Source organism: Ohtaekwangia kribbensis, from assembly GCF_042676245.1.
Taxonomy (GTDB): Bacteria; Bacteroidota; Bacteroidia; order Cytophagales; family Cyclobacteriaceae; genus Ohtaekwangia; species Ohtaekwangia kribbensis.
Map to the genome: position 1 here is coordinate 43,531 of NZ_JBHTKA010000016.1, position 15,853 is coordinate 59,383.

A 15,853-nucleotide genomic window follows, 5' to 3' on the forward strand; every position below is an offset into this window, starting at 1 on the left:
TGCGGTGGTTATTATTTAGCGATTTCTACTTTGGAACCGTTGGAGAGATTGATCTGGCCGCTGGTAACAACCTGTTCTCCCTGCTTCAATCCATCGATAACTTCTACTTCCATTCCGTTGCTGCCGCCGGTGTGGATGTCGCGCAGCGTGGCGATACCATTTTCAATTACATATACCTGTGGATTTTTAGCAGAGCCCAGTAAGGCACTGCGTGGTATAACCAGTGTAGCGGAATGAAGATCTTTACTTACAATCGCTCTTCCGTACATGCCGGCTTTGAGTTCGGTGTTTTTGTTATTCTTCAGCAACACTTTCACCGTATAGTTGTGTGAATCATCGGCACGGTCTGCTACATAATCGATCTTGCCCGTTAAAGGATGGGTAGGGTATATATCCGTTTGGATCGTGATCAGATCGCCTTCACTGAATAGTGTTATTTCATTTTCAGGAACTGCGATCTCGAGTTTCATTTGCGACAGGTCTGTAAGTCTTCCGATGTTGCTCTTCTTGTCTACCACGGTACCGATCTCTACATCTTTCAGGGTTATGGTTCCGTTGAATGGTGCGGTAAGTTTGCTGAGGCGTATATTTTTATCCAGCTGTTTTAATTGCGATTCAGCATCTTTATACTGTTGCCAGTAGCTGTCGTATTGCATCTTGCTTACGCCTTCGCTTTCAGATGCTTTTTCGTAACGCTCGAAGTTTTTCTTGGCAGTTTCGTACGTAGCCTGTGCTGCTATATATTTAGCACGCAACATTTCGTCATCGATCTGCAACAGCAGTTTGCCTTGCGGCACTACAGCGCCTTCTTCAAAATATACTCCGGTTACTTCACCTTCTGACTGTGGAATGAGCATGATTTCACGGAAAGGTTTAAATGTACCGGTATAGGTAAAAGTCTTGTCGAGATCTTTCGGTTCAACAGTTTGAGCTTTCACCAATGCTTTTTTGTCGGGATCAGGACGATATACTTTCTCCTGCACAGTTTTCTGATTGCTGAACAGCTTTACACCTGTGAATACAACAGCCAGTAAAGCAAGAACGATAATGATGATTCTCTTTTTCATATATACTATAACTAAAATGCGAGTATGGTTAGTGGTTTGTTTATGGTTGTACAAGCTGACCGTTAGCTTTTTTAACATCGAGCTCAGCGATTTTCAGGTTGACGAGCGCAGTGCTATAATTATTTCTTGCGTCCGACAAATCATCTTGTACATCGAGAAGGTCCGTGATGTTGATCAACCCGTTATTATATTCGATGCTGGCATCTTTGAAAAGTTGTTCTGCCAGTTCGAGACTTCGTTTACTGTTGGCGACCAGATTTTTATTGCTGGTATAGTTGTTCACCGCATCGAGTGCATCGCGCTCGGCTTTCAGTTTCAAATCCGTCAATGAGTTGATGCTCTTCTGCAGCGTTACCGATTTTTGTTTTACTTGGTATTTTTTTGTGAAGCCATCGAACACCGGTATTTTAAGCGACAGTGTAAAGTAGGTGTTGTTAAACCATTGGTTGTTGATTGTCTCAAAAGGTGCAAACTTGCTGTTGTAGCCGGTATATCCGGAAAAGAAGTTGGCAGAAAGTGTAGGGTAGTATCCGGAGATTGTACTCTTTCTGTCGAGCTCATATAGCTTTATCTGTTCCTGTTGCAGGCGTATATCGGGGCGTTGATTGATGTCTCCGACCTGAACTTCTTCGAATGCTGTATTGAAATCAAAAGGCATTACTTCGACTGAATCACTCAGCGGTACATTCATCAGATACTTTAATAAGTTATAGTATTTGGTTTGACTGATCTTCTGATTCTCATATTCATTGTGCAGGTTTTCGAGATTAATGAGCAAACGTTTATAGGTACTGTTAGACACAATTTCATTTTTGCGCAGTGTCTCATTTGTCTTTACAGTCTTTTCCATGTTAGTAATGTTGCTCTCTAAAAGACTCAGGTTGTCTGATAGCACCTGTATGTTATAGTATGTAGACGTTACGTTATATACTATATCTTCTTTGGTAAGCGTAAGCTGTACGTTTGAGTAGCTGCGTCCGGCTTTTGCTGCTTTCAATCCGATCATTACTTTTTGATTGAAGAGCGTTTGACTTACCTGCACGTTGGCTGAAGTATTCTGCGGCACGCCTAATTTTGCTGTGGTATATTCACCGGCAGCTCCGCCAAATGTTGAAGCTGGTATAAGCTGTGCGGGCACTTCGAGGTAATACTGGTACTGTCCGTTCAAATCAACAGTTGGCAACAGCCCACTCTTCGCTTCGCTCACTTTATGCTCGGTCATCTCGATTTCGAGCTTACTGTTTTTTACCGTGAGGTTATTTTCCAACGAGATTCTGATACACTCCTCCAGGGAGAGCTGTTGACCGAAGCCTAGCGTGCTGACGGCCAGCAGGATAGGTGCAAGGAATAGAGAAATTCGGTTTATCATTATAGTTTAATTAATTTGTTTAACATTTTAGTTAAGGACGGAGCAAAAAAATTTTTATTTTAGATCTGGTGTTAAATTTTTTTGCTTGAATAAAGTCTGGAGCACCACGTTTCTGCGCTCAAGCAGAAATTTCTTATAAGCAGCTTCATCGAAATGGAAAAAATCCTGAACCATCGGTTTGGCAATCAATGGATAGTTGCATAGCGACATCAGGTTGATCATGAAATGCTCAATAGCGATTGGCTCTATTGTCCCGGCGGCGATTTCGTCCCGCAGTTGTTGTTCAACTTTCTTTTTCAGGTCATCCCTTCTTTCATCACTCGGACGCATCTGTTTTATAGTCTCTGAGTTTTTTGCCATCTCCGTCACCAGGAAAGTTTCCAGGTACGGATAGTCTATATTCTGATCAATGAAAATGTCAATGAAGCGGCTGATCTTATTAAATAGAGTCTCGTTAGACGAGAAAATATCATCGATTTTTTGACGCATCGCGCCAAGCGTCTCATGAAGCACTTTTTCAAAAAGAAGGTCGCGACTTCTGAAATAGTAGTGAATCAGAGCCCTGTTGACCCCGGCTTCATCGGCAATTTCCTGCGTAGTGGCGTGAATATGACCCTTCTGAAAGAAAAGGCGCATAGCCGTTTCTTTGATCAGATCTTCCGTTTGCTGGGTTTTTTCTGCCATTGTCGAAAATGTTTAACAATTTTGTTAACGCAAAGTAAACTACAAAGGTTGTAATCTGCAAAGCGAAAATTTAAAAATTTATTCCAAGCCCGGATTTTAAGCCGTATTCGCAGGTTTCTGTCTTTTGAAATCTGCTTTTGTTGAGGTTGCTGGTTAAAATATGTATAATAAAAATAGAAATCCCTGTGATTGAGGAATCAATCACAGGGATTCTATTTTATTAAGGGATATATAGTTATCAGTATATACTATTATATATATATTCTATCGCTTTCCATACATAACAATAGAAGCTTTACCAAGAACCAATTGGTTCAGGTTAAACCCTACTATAGCAGGTGTTGTATTTTTATCAAGCTCCAGTTTTGATTTCAGCGCATATACCGTGATCAGGTATTCATGTATAGGGCCGGGAGGAGGACATGGACCACCATAACCAAATTTACCGAAGTCGGTAATGCTTTGAACTACTCCGGCAGGTGCTATACTTTTCGTAACATCACCAGCGTTGGTTTTGAGCTCCGTAACATTCGCCGGTATATTAAAGATTAACCAGTGCCAGAAGCCGCTTCCGGTAGGGGCATCTTTATCGTAAATCGTTACAGCAAAACTTTGTGTACCCGCGGGTACATTTTCCCATGACAGTTGTGGGGAAACATTTTCTCCTGTGCATCCGAATCCATTAAAGAATTCTTTGTTCGTAGCTTGTCCGCCAATGTCTTTGCTCTTTAAAGTAAATGTCTGGGCATAGGCAAATGTGATGCAGCACATAGCTATCATGGAAATACATATTCTTTTCATAACGCGTATTGTTTGGTTTGTTATTGACAACAAAATTACACGCGCCCGCGAAACAACAACTATAGCAGAAAGACCAAAAACTGTTTTAAACAGTTCAAACACTTTGTTGATAGACCTTCGGTGTTTTTCCAAACTCTTTCTTAAAGGCCTGTACAAAGCTCGACAGGTTTTCATAGCCAAGCTTATGGTGTATCTCACTCGCTTTCACATTTCTGTGCTTTAACAGAAAAGCTGCCTGCTGCATCTTTTTCAAATGAAACCAGCGGGCCGGTGGTGTACCGTATACTTCTTCAAACTTTCGTTTAAACGTGGAGAGACTCATGTTGCAAAGAAACGCGAGCTCTTCCATCGAGAGATTTGTATAAACATTACTCTCTACCACCTTGCGCAGCGGGAGATCAAAAGATGTTGCCGTTAATGAAGCAAGCAATGGTAAGAACTCCTGTGGATACCGATCGCATAAGTATAGCATGATCTCTTCAAACTTGATTTGAAGTAAATGTTCCGACAATGTAGAAGGAGAAACATTATTCGGAAGAAGCTGCAGTGATTGGATGAAGCCCTTCACAAATTCATCCTGGCTAAACAAAAAAAAGGATAATTGATCGCGCGGAATTTTATAGTCTGTGGTAAACAGGAACGGATATTTACTTCGGAACGCAGCAAGGTTGGTGTCGGAGAAAAGAAACAGGAAAGCGCGATACTGTTTGGCATGTGATGGCCGCTCGCTCATTAAACAATTGCTGGCCGGTATAAGCAGCGCCTGTGCCGGTGTAAACTTTACAGAACGATCAAAGAAATGCACTTCCTTCTCGCCCTCTTGCAGGAAACTGAACACATGGCGGTTGGCCGCGACTTTGGCTTTTATTGAACTCTTGTCGGTAGTATGGTAATTATAAATGATAATATCCGGGCGAACCGCGGCCTTGTCATTCAGTAAGTCGTCAGGCAGAGCGAACACATTCATCATCAGGCAAAAGTAAATAGTGAGTATGTATTATGCTGGTAAAGAAGATTGAATATTTGCCGGGTTATGTAATGGAACGAAAGAAGGCTATACTTATTCCTACAAACCATGCTTCTGTCTTCCTCAAACGTATGCATATTAAAGGGGAAGAAGATAAAATTTAAAATAAAATAAACCTCACGGCCGACTGGGGGTTTATAGGGTATTAACTGTCATTGATGAACAACAAACTAAATCAAACCATCTGCAACGAATGATCTTACGATTACCAACGTTTATTATTGTTTTAGGGATGCTCCTGTCGCAGCAAGCCTGGAGCCAGTCGCGATACACCCTTAGCGGCTATATTAAGGATGCATCCAACGGGGAAGTATTGGTGGGTGCAACGGTCTATATTAAAGAGATTGGTAAGGGTGCTACCAGCAATGTTTACGGATTCTATTCCATTACCGTGCCGGCCGCCAGCTATACCGTTGAGTACACTTTTGTAGGCTATCAGAAGATCGAGAAACAGATCACGCTGGACAAAGATGTACGCGAAAATATAGAGTTACCTTCCGATAGCGAGCAGCTGCAGGAGGTAGTGGTAATTGCTGAAGATGAGCAAACCTCCAAAGTACAAACAGTCGAGATGAGCACAGCTAAGCTCGACATTAAAACCATTCAAAAGATACCTGCCTTTTTAGGAGAAGTTGATGTTATAAAAAGTCTGCAGCTTCTGCCGGGGGTGAGTACGGTGGGCGAAGGTGCATCAGGTTTTAACGTGCGTGGCGGAAGTGTAGGGCAGAACCTGGTGTTGCAGGATGAAGCCCCGGTATATAACTCATCGCACATGCTCGGTTTTTTCTCAGCCTTTAATCCTGATGCTGTAAAAGATACCAAGCTATATAAAGGCGCTGTGCCTTCACGATACGGTGGAAGACTTTCATCGATACTGGATATACGTATGAAAGATGGTAACAGCAAAGACTATGAAACCACCGGGGGGATTGGTACCATCTTCAGCAGACTTTCCTTTGAAGGACCTATTGTAAAAGATAAAGGTTCATTCATTGTCTCCGGACGAAGATCTTATATTGATATACTCGCACGGCCTTTTGTAGATATACTCAAAGACGGTGGTGCGCTTAATTTCTATGACCTCACCGCCAAAGCAAACTACTCGCTGAACGATAAGAACCGTGTATACCTTTCCGGATATTTCGGTCGCGATAATTTTTACTTTGACGATAACCAGGGTTTTAACTGGGGCAACGCTACGGCTACTGTACGTTGGAATCACCTCTTCAATGAAAAGCTCTTCTCCAACATAACCGGAGTATACAGCAGCTATAAATACGAGCTTCAGTTTGGTGACGATGCCCGTAACCGTTTCAACTGGAACTCGTCTATCTCTAACTTTATATTCAAGCCGGAGTTCAGCTACTTTGTTAACAGCAACAACGAGATAAACTTTGGAGCAGAGGCTATCTACTACTTCTTCGAGCCGGCCAATGCAAAAGGTATCTCCAACGGACAGCCAACTGATATAAGTCTTGACAAGCGGTATAACCTGGAGACTGCTATATATATCAACAACAACCTTACTATAAATGATACCTGGGCTGTTGAGTATGGCATTCGTTACTCCAACTTCCAGTACTTTGGTCCGGGTACAATCTATACCTATAACGATACGATACCCGGCAAGCGCAAAACCGTAGCTACCGAAACAAAATACAAGCGCGGTAAATCTATAGTTGACTATGGAAATTTTGAACCTAGATTGTCGGTAAAGGCAAGCCTCTCGGAATCAAGTTCGGTAAAGGCAAGCTATAACCGCATGGTGCAATACCTTCACCTGATCTCCAACACAACAGCATCAAACCCGCTGGATGTTTGGACACCGTCCTCGAACAACATCAAACCGGAAATTGCTGATCAGTATACCTTGGGATACTTCCGCTCGATCGGTGCTTCCAAGCAGTGGGAAGCTTCTGTAGAAGGATACTATCGTGAGACACAAAACCAGATTGACTATATAGATGGTGCTGACCTTTTAATAAACGAATACCTCGAAGGTGATTTACTGAGCGGTAAAGGTCGCGCGTATGGTCTTGAATTTTATGTGCAGAAAAAGAAAGGACGTCTCAACGGATGGATAAGCTATACGTTGGGAAGAACTGAATTGAAAGTGGATGGCATAAATAATAATAAATGGTATGCTGCCCGTTATGACCAGACACACAACGTTAAGGTTGCTGCTTTCTACGACATCAGCAAGCGCTGGTCAGTATCTGCAGACTTTGTTTTTGTTACCGGTACACCGACTACGTTCCCGACATCACGTTATGTCATGCAGGGTATATTAATTCCGGATAACGCGAGTGGTTCACGTAACAATGTACGCTTGCCGAACTATCATCGTCTTGATTTATCATTCCGCCTCGAAGGAAGAGAATATAGCCGCAAAGGTAAAGAGCGTAAGAACCGCGACTATTGGGTATTCTCGGTATACAATGTTTATGCTCGTAAGAATGCCTTCTCTACATACTTCTCACAGTCGAATGAGCGGGTAGCAGCAGGACAACCGCTTCAGTCAGAAGCAACACAACTGTCTATCATCGGAAGCATGGTACCCGCTATATCTTACAACTTTAAATTCTAGGAAGCATGTTCATAAAATCTTTTCATAAACAACTTATTGTTCTGTTCGTTACGGCATCACTCTTTTACTCATGTGAGGAAACTATTAACCCCGATCTCGAAGATGCTGACCCTAAACTGGTGGTAGATGCGTGGCTTAATAACAAAGTAGAAGACCAGGTGGTGAAACTCTCCTGGACACAACCGTATCTTGAAAATACATTGCCTACCGGAGTATCAGGTGCTACGGTAGTAGTTACCTACGATGGAGGTGAAGTTATTTTTACAGAGGATGCAAATGCAGCCGGCACCTATCGCTGGACACCAACCGATGTTACCAGTGCAGATGTATTTGGCACCATTGGTCGTAACTATAAACTAACGGTACAGGTAGGCGCAGAGACGTTCGAAGCAACATCGCGCATCAACCGAACCGTTGCCATTGATAGTATAACATTTGAATTTGAAGAAAGCGATCCACAGTATCCTGATAACTCCTACACCGCAGAATTCTGGGCAACCGATCCGGTTGGTAAAGGTGATACCTATTGGATACGCTCCTATAAAAACGGAGTAGCATTGCTCAAGCCGAGTGAGATCAACGTAGCCTACGATGCCGGCTTTACAGCAGGTGGTAATTTTGATGGCGTTACATTTTTGCCTCCGTTGCGCAGTGTAAACCCGGATGAAGAAGATGAAAACGATGAGCCGTTATCTCCGTATGAACCGGGCGATTCAGTATATGTAGAGATACATTCGATCACCCTGGAAGCCTATAACTTTTTAAACCAGGTGATCATTCAAACTGACAGGCCCGGAGGTTTTGCAGAATTATTCTCAACACCGCTGGCCAACGTATCAACCAACATTACAAACCTCGATCCCAACGGAACAAAGGCTGTAGGTTTCTTCAACGTATCGGCTGTATCCGGAATGGGTAAGAAACTTGAGCTCGAATAATATATAGATATATATAAGAATCTGAGACGTATTGCGCGATATGGTGTTGCAGAAGGTTTTCCACTTCCACTTTATCCTGCCTGCATTAAATGAGCTGAGGTATAATTTCGGCATAGTGCTGTACCGTGGCAATACGCTCTCTTAAAAACCGGGTACCAAAAAATGTATTGGACCAGTCGTCAAAGTTTTCGTACTGAAAAACGCAGATAGAAAGTCCAGAACATAAAACCCATCAACGGTATAGCGTTGATCTCCTCATTTGTAATCGGGCGCACTTTCCGGTAGGCTTCTACCAGTATTTTAAAATCTCTTTTAGCTTCTTCAATAGTTTTTTTCTTCATCGCTATATAGAAGTATAAATATACCGTGAAGGAAGCAAGATCGTTCGCCAGCCAGCCCGGTCCTGCAAAATCAAAATCGAACAGCGTAAGTGTATCATGCTCATCGAAATGAAAATTCTTGGGCAGGTAGTCGTAATGGCAATAGCCGTAGTTAAAACTGTTGGTGTCCATAGCTTGCAACGTTTTGGCTACCTGCACAGCGGTTTCCTTTAAATACACATAACCTTCCGGATAATCTTTAAAGGCTGGCTCCAACACAGCTATAGGCTGAGTCAGTGTTGTATCGATGGTATAGGGCTTCCGTGCATGCGACAGTTTTATGGAAGAAGTGATGTTGTGATTAAACGCCATTTCCTGCCCTATAATTTCCATGTGCTTGTCGGTTAAGTCCATAATAACCTTACCGGGCGCATAGTGGAATAGGACACCGTGCCGCGTACCTTCCGCTGCGTTAAATGTCTGGTAAGCATTGCCCTGCATATCGGTTAGCGCATGGGCTACTTTGCCACCTCCGTTCTTCAATAAGGCGAGCAGTTCAATTTCTCCCTGTATCTCTTCGAGCGAGCGATGTGAGCTGCGGTATATTTTCAGAATATATTTGGTGTGTATATTCTCCAGCATATAGGTATCGCTAACACCACGCAGTAAATAGCGGCAGGACAAACCTTGTAGTCCGTAATTTTTTTCTATAGCGTCTTTAAGGGCAACAGATGACAGGGTTGAATACTGGGTTGGAAATATAGCCATGATGGTTGCGGGATTGGGATGGCAAAAATACAGTATTCGTGCACAGTTCAAGAGGTATAGTTATTTATTCCCAGTATCCTGGCGTTTCAGATCCCCAAAAAATCCCGTTTAAAAATTGTGTAACCGATCGGTATCGCATACAGTTTGTAACTGATCGGTTACGTAATTATTGTATCTATGAGAAGAGATGTTTTTCAGGCCATTGCTGATCCTACGCGCAGGGAGATCATTAATTTGATTGCTCATCAGTCGTTGAACCTGAATGCTATTGCGGAGAGTTTTGATGTGAGCCGGCCGGCTATTTCCAAGCACATTAAAATTCTTACGGAGTGCGGACTTGTTGTTATTAACCAACAGGGACGAGAGCGGTATTGTGAAGCCAACCTGAAATCGCTCGGAGAGGTTTCAGACTGGATCGAACAGTATCGTGCTTTCTGGACGAGCAAACTCGATGCGCTCGAAAGCTTTTTGAACAGGGACGCTGCGGCATCCGGTAAAACAAAGTCAACCAAAAAAACGAAACGAAAATGAAACGTGAACCTTTTGTAATCGAACGTATGTACAATGCTCCGGTAGAGCGTGTATGGAAAGCCATTACGGATAAAAATGAAATGAAGCAATGGTACTTTGATATAGCAGCATTTAAACCTGAAGTCGGTTTTGAATTTCAGTTTGAAGGTAACGATGGCAGTAAAACATTTTTACACCTCTGTAAAATAACCGAAGTAATCGCTAACAGGAAGTTAACCTATAGCTGGCGTTACGATGGCTTTGCCGGAAACTCGTTTGTTACTTTTGAATTATTTCCGGAAGCTGGTAAAACAAGACTGAAGTTAACACACGAAGGGCTGGAAACTTTCCCGCAGGACAATCCAAGTTTTGCGAAGAAAAACTTCGAAATAGGCTGGACAGAACTTATCAGCTCCCTGCTCAAAAATCATGTAGAGCAGGTGTCGGTAGAAAAATAAAATGGTTTAATGGGACAGATATATCTTTCGGGTATATCTGTCTTTATAACGTAAGCGAAGGGTATATATATTCTTTCACTAACGCATCAGCATTTTTCTTGAGTGTCCAAAGGTTGTAATTACCCGCGGTGATTACAATCATCAGGTCGTGTTCATGATCAAAGTATATCCGCTGGTCTCCATTGCCAACAGCAACCGCCATCGGTATAGCTGCATTGTCAACAGACATTGTCCATGTCCAGAACTGATAACCGTAGCCACCGCCATCAGCACGCTGTATCTGGGGTGTATGCGAGTTCTTCGCCCACTGTTCCGTTATAATCTGTCTCCCTTTCCATTGCCCGCCCTGCATATAAAGTATACCGATCTTCGCCATATCACGCGAACGCAGCCTCAGTCCTGATGCAGCAGCCGGTACAGATTTTCTTCCCGGCTTGGTAGTCAGCTGTGTCCAGAAAAAAGTAGATATACCCAATGGTTTAAAAAGGTATTGATTGGCAAACGTATCGGCTTCCATTCCGCTTACTTTAAAAAGTATAGCAGCGAGTACCTGTGTGCAACCTCCGTTGTAATTCCAGGTAGTGCCAGGGGTGGCTACCAACGGCCGGCTGAGTACATAGTGAATCGGGTCTGCACTATTGTCCATTTGTATTTCGCTGTTGGCAGGATCGCTATAGGGTATATTTTCGTTCCACTCCAGTCCGCTGCTCATGGTTAATAAGTGGCGTATCGTGAGATTCGATTTTTCTCCAGTATTGAGATCAGCGTATTCCGGAAAAAAGTCCCACACTTTTTGATTTTCACTTTTAATTTTTCCTTGCGCTATAGCTATACCGATGCATGCGGATACTACACTCTTCGAAATGCTCCGCACGTCATGCAGGCTATCTTTTGTATGATTGACCATGCCAATAGAGTTTCCCCATATTTCATCTTTCCCCGGAAAATATCTTTCGTACACCAGTTTTTTGTTTTTAACAATCAATACGCTGTGAATATTCGGATACTCCTGTTGTGCTATAGCTTGTGTCATCCTGCTGATCTGAATCGAATCAAACCCGGCAAGCTTCAACGAACCTAATGAAAGATCATTCTCAGGGGTGTTGTCGATACCCGTTACGGTCGTTGTAGTCGTGCATGCTGATAGAAGTGCTGTGAATAGGACAATCAAAAGAAACCCGGTGAATGCTTGTGATACCATGTAATAGAAATGTTGTATTGGATATGAAATGTATAGCGCTTTATGTAAACCGAGCGGGTGTAATTACGGCAATCTCTGGGGTTGATCGCGACATTTATTTGCCTGAACTTTGAAATATCATGCCACGTGTAAGGGCTGATGTTCAACAACTGAAATGCATATGAAACATATATCTGTATTGGTACCGAAAGGCGATGTTGTGGTGGGAAGCATTGAAGGCCCCTACAAATTATTCACGCATGTAAACGAGTTTCTGCAGCGCGATGGTAAACAACCGGGTTTTAAAATAGAACTGGTGGGACAGGAGCGTGAGACACTTCTGGATAATGGTATTTATAAATTGAATACACATCGCACCCTTCGCGATTCGTTTAAGACAGACCTGATTATTATACCTGCCGTGCATGGCGATCAGCGAAAGGTGATACGCGACAATCAGGACATGATCCAGTGGATCACCGGTCACTACAAACGCGGAGCAGAGGTGGCAAGTTTATGTGTTGGTGCATTTATACTGGCTTCCACAGGATTATTGGAAGGAAAGCGCTGCGCAACGCACTGGCTAATGGCCAACGATTTCAGAAGAATGTTTCCGGAAATAAACCTGGTGGCCGAAAAAGTCATCACCGATGAGCATGGCATTTATACCAGTGGAGGAGCGTACTCATTTCTGAATCTTATACTATACCTCGTTGAAAAATATGTGGGTCGTGAAATGGCTGTGCTGTGTGCCAAAGTATTTGAAATTGAAGTGGACCGGAAAAGTCAATCGCCATTTACGATCTTCAGCGGACAGAAAGATCATGAAGACGTACCTGTACGAAAAGCACAGGAATTCATCGAACAGAATTTTCAACAGAAGATAACCGTTGATCAGCTTGCTTCTATGTTAGCTTTGAGTCGAAGGAACCTGGAACGCAGGTTTAAGCGCGCTACCTCTAACACGACAGTAGAATATATACAGCGCGTAAAGATTGAAGCGGCCAAGATGAGTCTTGAATCATCGCGTGAGAATATAAATGAAGTAATGTATAAGGTAGGCTATACCGATAGCAAGGCTTTCCGCGTAACTTTTAAAAAGATTACCGGTCTTTCTCCTGTGCAGTACAGGAGTAAATATAGTCGGTTGAATTAAGGATCGTGTTCCATATTGCCTCTCATAGTTGATTAATATCGTTCGGGTAAACTGACCGGTCTTGGTTCAATGCGTTGTACGGATTCGAACATTTCATCCGGGTATATTTTGCGTATACACTGTTTCTTTCAGCAATTTCAGCTTTGGCACGGATGTTATTACTACAAATAGGAAATAATTATTCCGAATACCGATTTGCCGAACGCGCTATACGAATGATTCAAAACAACCGACCCTCGCCACCACGTTTTTTTCTGCGCTTCTTCCGATGGTTTTGTCATCCGGCCTTAAAGGATTCTATTGAAGGTGACCTGATGGAATTCTATTATGAGCGATGCAACGCCTCGGGCAAAAGAAAGGCTGACTTGAATTTTATCGTTGATGTCGTATTGCTCTGCAGGCCCGGTATCATCAAACCATCACAACCTCATCACACTATAAATCATTATGGTATGCTAAAAAATTACTGTAAGGTCAGTATCCGGAATATCCGGAAGTATAAAACATTTTCATTCATCAATATATTCGGTCTCTCGGTTGCTATGTCTGTGTGCATGCTCGTGATGCTCATGTTAGCCGACCAGAGAAGTTACGATCAGTTTCACGAAAAGAAAGAACATATATATCGTATACTTTCCGATTATGAAAATTCGCGGCAGCCCTATGCAACAAGTCCGTTTCCACTAGCTACTGCACTAAAATCTGAATACACGATCGCAGAAGAGACAACTAATCTTACACCCGGTGTAGGAGGCGATATAACCTATGACCAGCAATTGACACAGGCGGCAGGATACTTTGCAGACCCCGGCTTCTTTCGTGTATTCAGTTTCGAGCTGGAGGAGGGAAACAAGTATACAGCACTTGAAGCGCCCAACTCGGTTGTGATCAGCAAAGCACTGGCAAATCAGTTATTTTGTGATGCAAATCCGATCGGTAAGATTGTCGAATTTGCTGATCGAAAATTACCTTTCCCGGTTGAACATATCGGTGGCGGAGAAGCGGCTGTTTCCTGGGGAAGCTTTACGGTAACCGGTGTAATCGATATTGATAAATATAGATCACATTTGAAGTTTGATATACTGATGTCGGCATCCACGCAAACACAACTATATACCGACAAGAGAGTCGAAGACTTTTCAAACAACTGGGAGTGGTATTTCAGGACCTATACCTATGCCTTGCTGGCTTCTGATAAGACTGAAGATGATTTGACATTAGCCTTGAATGATCTGGTTGCACGCAAGTATGCCAACATAAAAGCGGAGCACACCAAAGGTTTTAAACTGCAACCTCAAAAGCTGGCTGATATACAGTTAGGACTGAGAAACAACGACACCAACAACCGGATGCCGGTACAAGGTTATTATTTTCTTGGTATACTGGCGCTGGTCATTATGATTTCGGCTTGTCTCAATTATACAAATTTATCGATAGCCCGGGCATTGACGCGCGCGAAGGAAATCGGTGTACGCAAAGTTACCGGTGCGAATAAAAAATCACTGGTTGTACAATTTCTGAGTGAATCGGTTATTACTTCTTTACTCGCTCTCGCCATGGCGCTGGTATTGTTACTCTTCGTGAAACGTGCCTTTAAAGGATTGTGGATTAACAAACACCTGAAGTTTGATCTGCCTGACAGTGTAGAAGTATATATTGGTTTTATAGTATTTGCATTGCTTACCGGGTTGCTGGCAGGTATATATCCGGCTTTTCATTTGTCTCGGTATGAGCCCGTTCGCGTGTTGAAGAACATCGGAAGCATCGGTATAGGAAAGTTAGGCATGCGAAAGGTGTTAAGCGTGTCTCAATTTGTGATCTCGTTATTCTTCATTACTACGTCTATTCTGATCTTCAATCAATTCAAGTATTTCCTGGAGTTTGACTACGGCTTTACATCGGCAAACATTGTCAATATTGATTTGCAAGGTAACGACTATCGTAAATTAGCAAACGAATGGAGCAGTATACCCGGTGTAGGTACAATATCGGCAACGAATATAGTACCGGCTACCGGTCAGAATGATAATATACAGATAAGACGTTCCGGTGACCAGGGCGATTACCTCGAGGCTGGCATCTTGCATACGGATGAAAATTTCACAGACAATCTTGGATTGAAAGTTATAGCGGGTAAAGGACTTCCCGAGCCAACAGATTCGTCCGGTAGATATATCGTTGTGAATGAACAAATGATCCATGCTTTAGGCTACAAACATCCGGCAGAAATTATCGGACAGGTACTTGAAAATAAATGGCGAGACGAGGCGATGACCGTGGTGGGTGTTGTAGAAGACTTCCGGTATAAGCTTCTTATTAACGAGCATGATATAGGACCACTGGTGATGCGAAACCAGCAAGACTATAAATATGCGAATGTAAAAATTGTATCGGCTGATCTGATGGGCACCATTGCCAAAATGGAATCACGGTGGAAACAGCTTGATCCAACCCATCCCATGAGCTATGAGTTCTTTGACGATCAACTCGCCACAACACACCAGGGTATATTTGATATTGTAGCAATATTGGGATTCATCGCTTTTCTCTCCGTAATTATAGCCTGTTTGGGTATGTTGGGTATGGCGACCTATACAGCAGAGCGTAAAAAGAAAGAGGTTGGTATACGCAAAGTATTAGGCGCAGAGAATTTCAGAATTGCCTACTTGCTCTCACGTGAATTTTTGAAAGTGCTGGCCATCGCTATCGTAATTGGTGCTCCGCTTAGTTATATGGTGAACAATCTGTGGCTACAGAAATTTCCAAACCGTGTTGAATTTGGGTTCGGAACGGTTTTTATCGGGACAGTAATTTTGCTGATGCTCGGTTTGTTAACAATAGGATCGCAGACGATACGTGCTTCACGAACCAATCCGGTAGAATCATTGCGAAACGATTAGTATTGTTAACTGTTGAGGAAAGATCATGCAGGGAGACATATACTAAGAGATATACTCCTTGCTGATTTTTTTATATATCAAGTTCCGG

Annotated in this window: 13 protein-coding genes; 6 read left to right on the forward strand and 7 right to left on the reverse strand. The window is 42.8% G+C overall.

Annotated features, from left to right (window positions below):
• Positions 1-11 precede the first annotated feature (11 nt).
• The 5 genes from ACFQ21_RS28795 to ACFQ21_RS28815 form a co-directional block, all read right to left on the reverse strand.
• On the reverse strand, positions 12-1,067 hold the full coding sequence (locus ACFQ21_RS28795; RefSeq protein WP_377585987.1) for an efflux RND transporter periplasmic adaptor subunit: 1,056 nt from the start codon (positions 1,065-1,067) through the stop codon (positions 12-14).
• Between the two features lie 40 nt (positions 1,068-1,107).
• Positions 1,108-2,436 carry a TolC family protein gene (locus ACFQ21_RS28800; RefSeq protein WP_377585989.1) on the reverse strand — a complete coding sequence of 443 codons (1,329 nt, stop codon included), beginning with the start codon at positions 2,434-2,436 and terminating at the stop codon, positions 1,108-1,110.
• A 54-nt stretch (positions 2,437-2,490) separates the two neighbouring features.
• Positions 2,491-3,120 carry a TetR/AcrR family transcriptional regulator gene (locus tag ACFQ21_RS28805; RefSeq protein WP_377585991.1) on the reverse strand — a complete coding sequence of 210 codons (630 nt, stop codon included), beginning with the start codon at positions 3,118-3,120 and terminating at the stop codon, positions 2,491-2,493.
• Positions 3,121-3,384: 264 nt separating this feature from the next.
• Complete coding sequence (locus tag ACFQ21_RS28810) at positions 3,385-3,921, reverse strand: YbhB/YbcL family Raf kinase inhibitor-like protein (RefSeq protein ID WP_377585993.1); 537 nt, start codon at positions 3,919-3,921, stop codon at positions 3,385-3,387.
• Positions 3,922-4,015: 94 nt separating this feature from the next.
• Positions 4,016-4,891 (reverse strand): helix-turn-helix domain-containing protein, encoded by an 876-nt coding sequence (locus ACFQ21_RS28815; protein WP_377585995.1) that lies wholly within the window; start codon positions 4,889-4,891, stop codon positions 4,016-4,018.
• 250 nt (positions 4,892-5,141) lie between these two features.
• On the opposite strand from ACFQ21_RS28815, the gene ACFQ21_RS28820 reads away from it, so the two are divergent.
• Complete coding sequence (locus ACFQ21_RS28820) at positions 5,142-7,535, forward strand: TonB-dependent receptor (RefSeq protein ID WP_377585997.1); 2,394 nt, start codon at positions 5,142-5,144, stop codon at positions 7,533-7,535.
• Between the two features lie 5 nt (positions 7,536-7,540).
• The gene (locus tag ACFQ21_RS28825; protein ID WP_377585999.1) at positions 7,541-8,473 is read left to right on the forward strand and encodes a DUF4249 domain-containing protein; all 933 of its coding nucleotides are present in this window, start codon (positions 7,541-7,543) and stop codon (positions 8,471-8,473) included.
• A gap of 179 nt (positions 8,474-8,652) precedes the next feature.
• Here ACFQ21_RS28825 and ACFQ21_RS28830 read toward each other — a convergent pair whose 3' ends face one another.
• Complete coding sequence (locus tag ACFQ21_RS28830) at positions 8,653-9,561, reverse strand: phosphotransferase enzyme family protein (RefSeq protein WP_377586001.1); 909 nt, start codon at positions 9,559-9,561, stop codon at positions 8,653-8,655.
• A gap of 177 nt (positions 9,562-9,738) precedes the next feature.
• On the opposite strand from ACFQ21_RS28830, the gene ACFQ21_RS28835 reads away from it, so the two are divergent.
• Together ACFQ21_RS28835 and ACFQ21_RS28840 are read left to right on the forward strand one after the other, a co-directional pair.
• Complete coding sequence (locus tag ACFQ21_RS28835; protein ID WP_377586003.1) at positions 9,739-10,092, forward strand: ArsR/SmtB family transcription factor; 354 nt, start codon at positions 9,739-9,741, stop codon at positions 10,090-10,092.
• Positions 10,089-10,529, forward strand: a complete 441-nt coding sequence (locus ACFQ21_RS28840) for an SRPBCC family protein (protein WP_377586005.1) — start codon at positions 10,089-10,091, stop codon at positions 10,527-10,529. Before ACFQ21_RS28835 ends, ACFQ21_RS28840 begins: the two co-directional genes overlap by 4 nt.
• Positions 10,530-10,572: 43 nt before the next feature.
• Here the strand turns inward: ACFQ21_RS28840 and ACFQ21_RS28845 are convergent, their stop codons facing one another.
• On the reverse strand, positions 10,573-11,730 hold the full coding sequence (locus ACFQ21_RS28845) for a serine hydrolase domain-containing protein (RefSeq protein WP_377586007.1): 1,158 nt from the start codon (positions 11,728-11,730) through the stop codon (positions 10,573-10,575).
• Positions 11,731-11,890: 160 nt separating this feature from the next.
• Between ACFQ21_RS28845 and ACFQ21_RS28850 the strand changes: the two genes are divergently transcribed.
• The gene (locus ACFQ21_RS28850) at positions 11,891-12,865 is read left to right on the forward strand and encodes a GlxA family transcriptional regulator (protein ID WP_377586009.1); all 975 of its coding nucleotides are present in this window, start codon (positions 11,891-11,893) and stop codon (positions 12,863-12,865) included.
• A gap of 215 nt (positions 12,866-13,080) precedes the next feature.
• Positions 13,081-15,765 (forward strand): ABC transporter permease, encoded by a 2,685-nt coding sequence (locus tag ACFQ21_RS28855; RefSeq protein WP_377586011.1) that lies wholly within the window; start codon positions 13,081-13,083, stop codon positions 15,763-15,765.
• Positions 15,766-15,853 lie beyond the last annotated feature (88 nt).

Excerpts from the sequence above, each read along its gene's own strand:
- ACFQ21_RS28840 (WP_377586005.1), top strand. The coding sequence starts at position 10,089 with ATGAAACGTGAACCTTTTGTAATCGAACGTATGTACAATGCTCCGGTA.
- ACFQ21_RS28805 (WP_377585991.1), bottom strand. The coding sequence starts at position 3,120 with ATGGCAGAAAAAACCCAGCAAACGGAAGATCTGATCAAAGAAACGGCT.
- ACFQ21_RS28855 (WP_377586011.1), top strand. The coding sequence starts at position 13,081 with ATGATTCAAAACAACCGACCCTCGCCACCACGTTTTTTTCTGCGCTTC.
- ACFQ21_RS28830 (WP_377586001.1), bottom strand. The coding sequence starts at position 9,561 with ATGGCTATATTTCCAACCCAGTATTCAACCCTGTCATCTGTTGCCCTT.
- ACFQ21_RS28850 (WP_377586009.1), top strand. The coding sequence starts at position 11,891 with ATGAAACATATATCTGTATTGGTACCGAAAGGCGATGTTGTGGTGGGA.
- ACFQ21_RS28800 (WP_377585989.1), bottom strand. The coding sequence starts at position 2,436 with ATGATAAACCGAATTTCTCTATTCCTTGCACCTATCCTGCTGGCCGTC.
- ACFQ21_RS28815 (WP_377585995.1), bottom strand. The coding sequence starts at position 4,891 with ATGATGAATGTGTTCGCTCTGCCTGACGACTTACTGAATGACAAGGCC.
- ACFQ21_RS28835 (WP_377586003.1), top strand. The coding sequence starts at position 9,739 with ATGAGAAGAGATGTTTTTCAGGCCATTGCTGATCCTACGCGCAGGGAG.
- ACFQ21_RS28845 (WP_377586007.1), bottom strand. The coding sequence starts at position 11,730 with ATGGTATCACAAGCATTCACCGGGTTTCTTTTGATTGTCCTATTCACA.
- ACFQ21_RS28810 (WP_377585993.1), bottom strand. The coding sequence starts at position 3,921 with ATGAAAAGAATATGTATTTCCATGATAGCTATGTGCTGCATCACATTT.
- ACFQ21_RS28825 (WP_377585999.1), top strand. The coding sequence starts at position 7,541 with ATGTTCATAAAATCTTTTCATAAACAACTTATTGTTCTGTTCGTTACG.
- ACFQ21_RS28820 (WP_377585997.1), top strand. The coding sequence starts at position 5,142 with ATGATCTTACGATTACCAACGTTTATTATTGTTTTAGGGATGCTCCTG.
- ACFQ21_RS28795 (WP_377585987.1), bottom strand. The coding sequence starts at position 1,067 with ATGAAAAAGAGAATCATCATTATCGTTCTTGCTTTACTGGCTGTTGTA.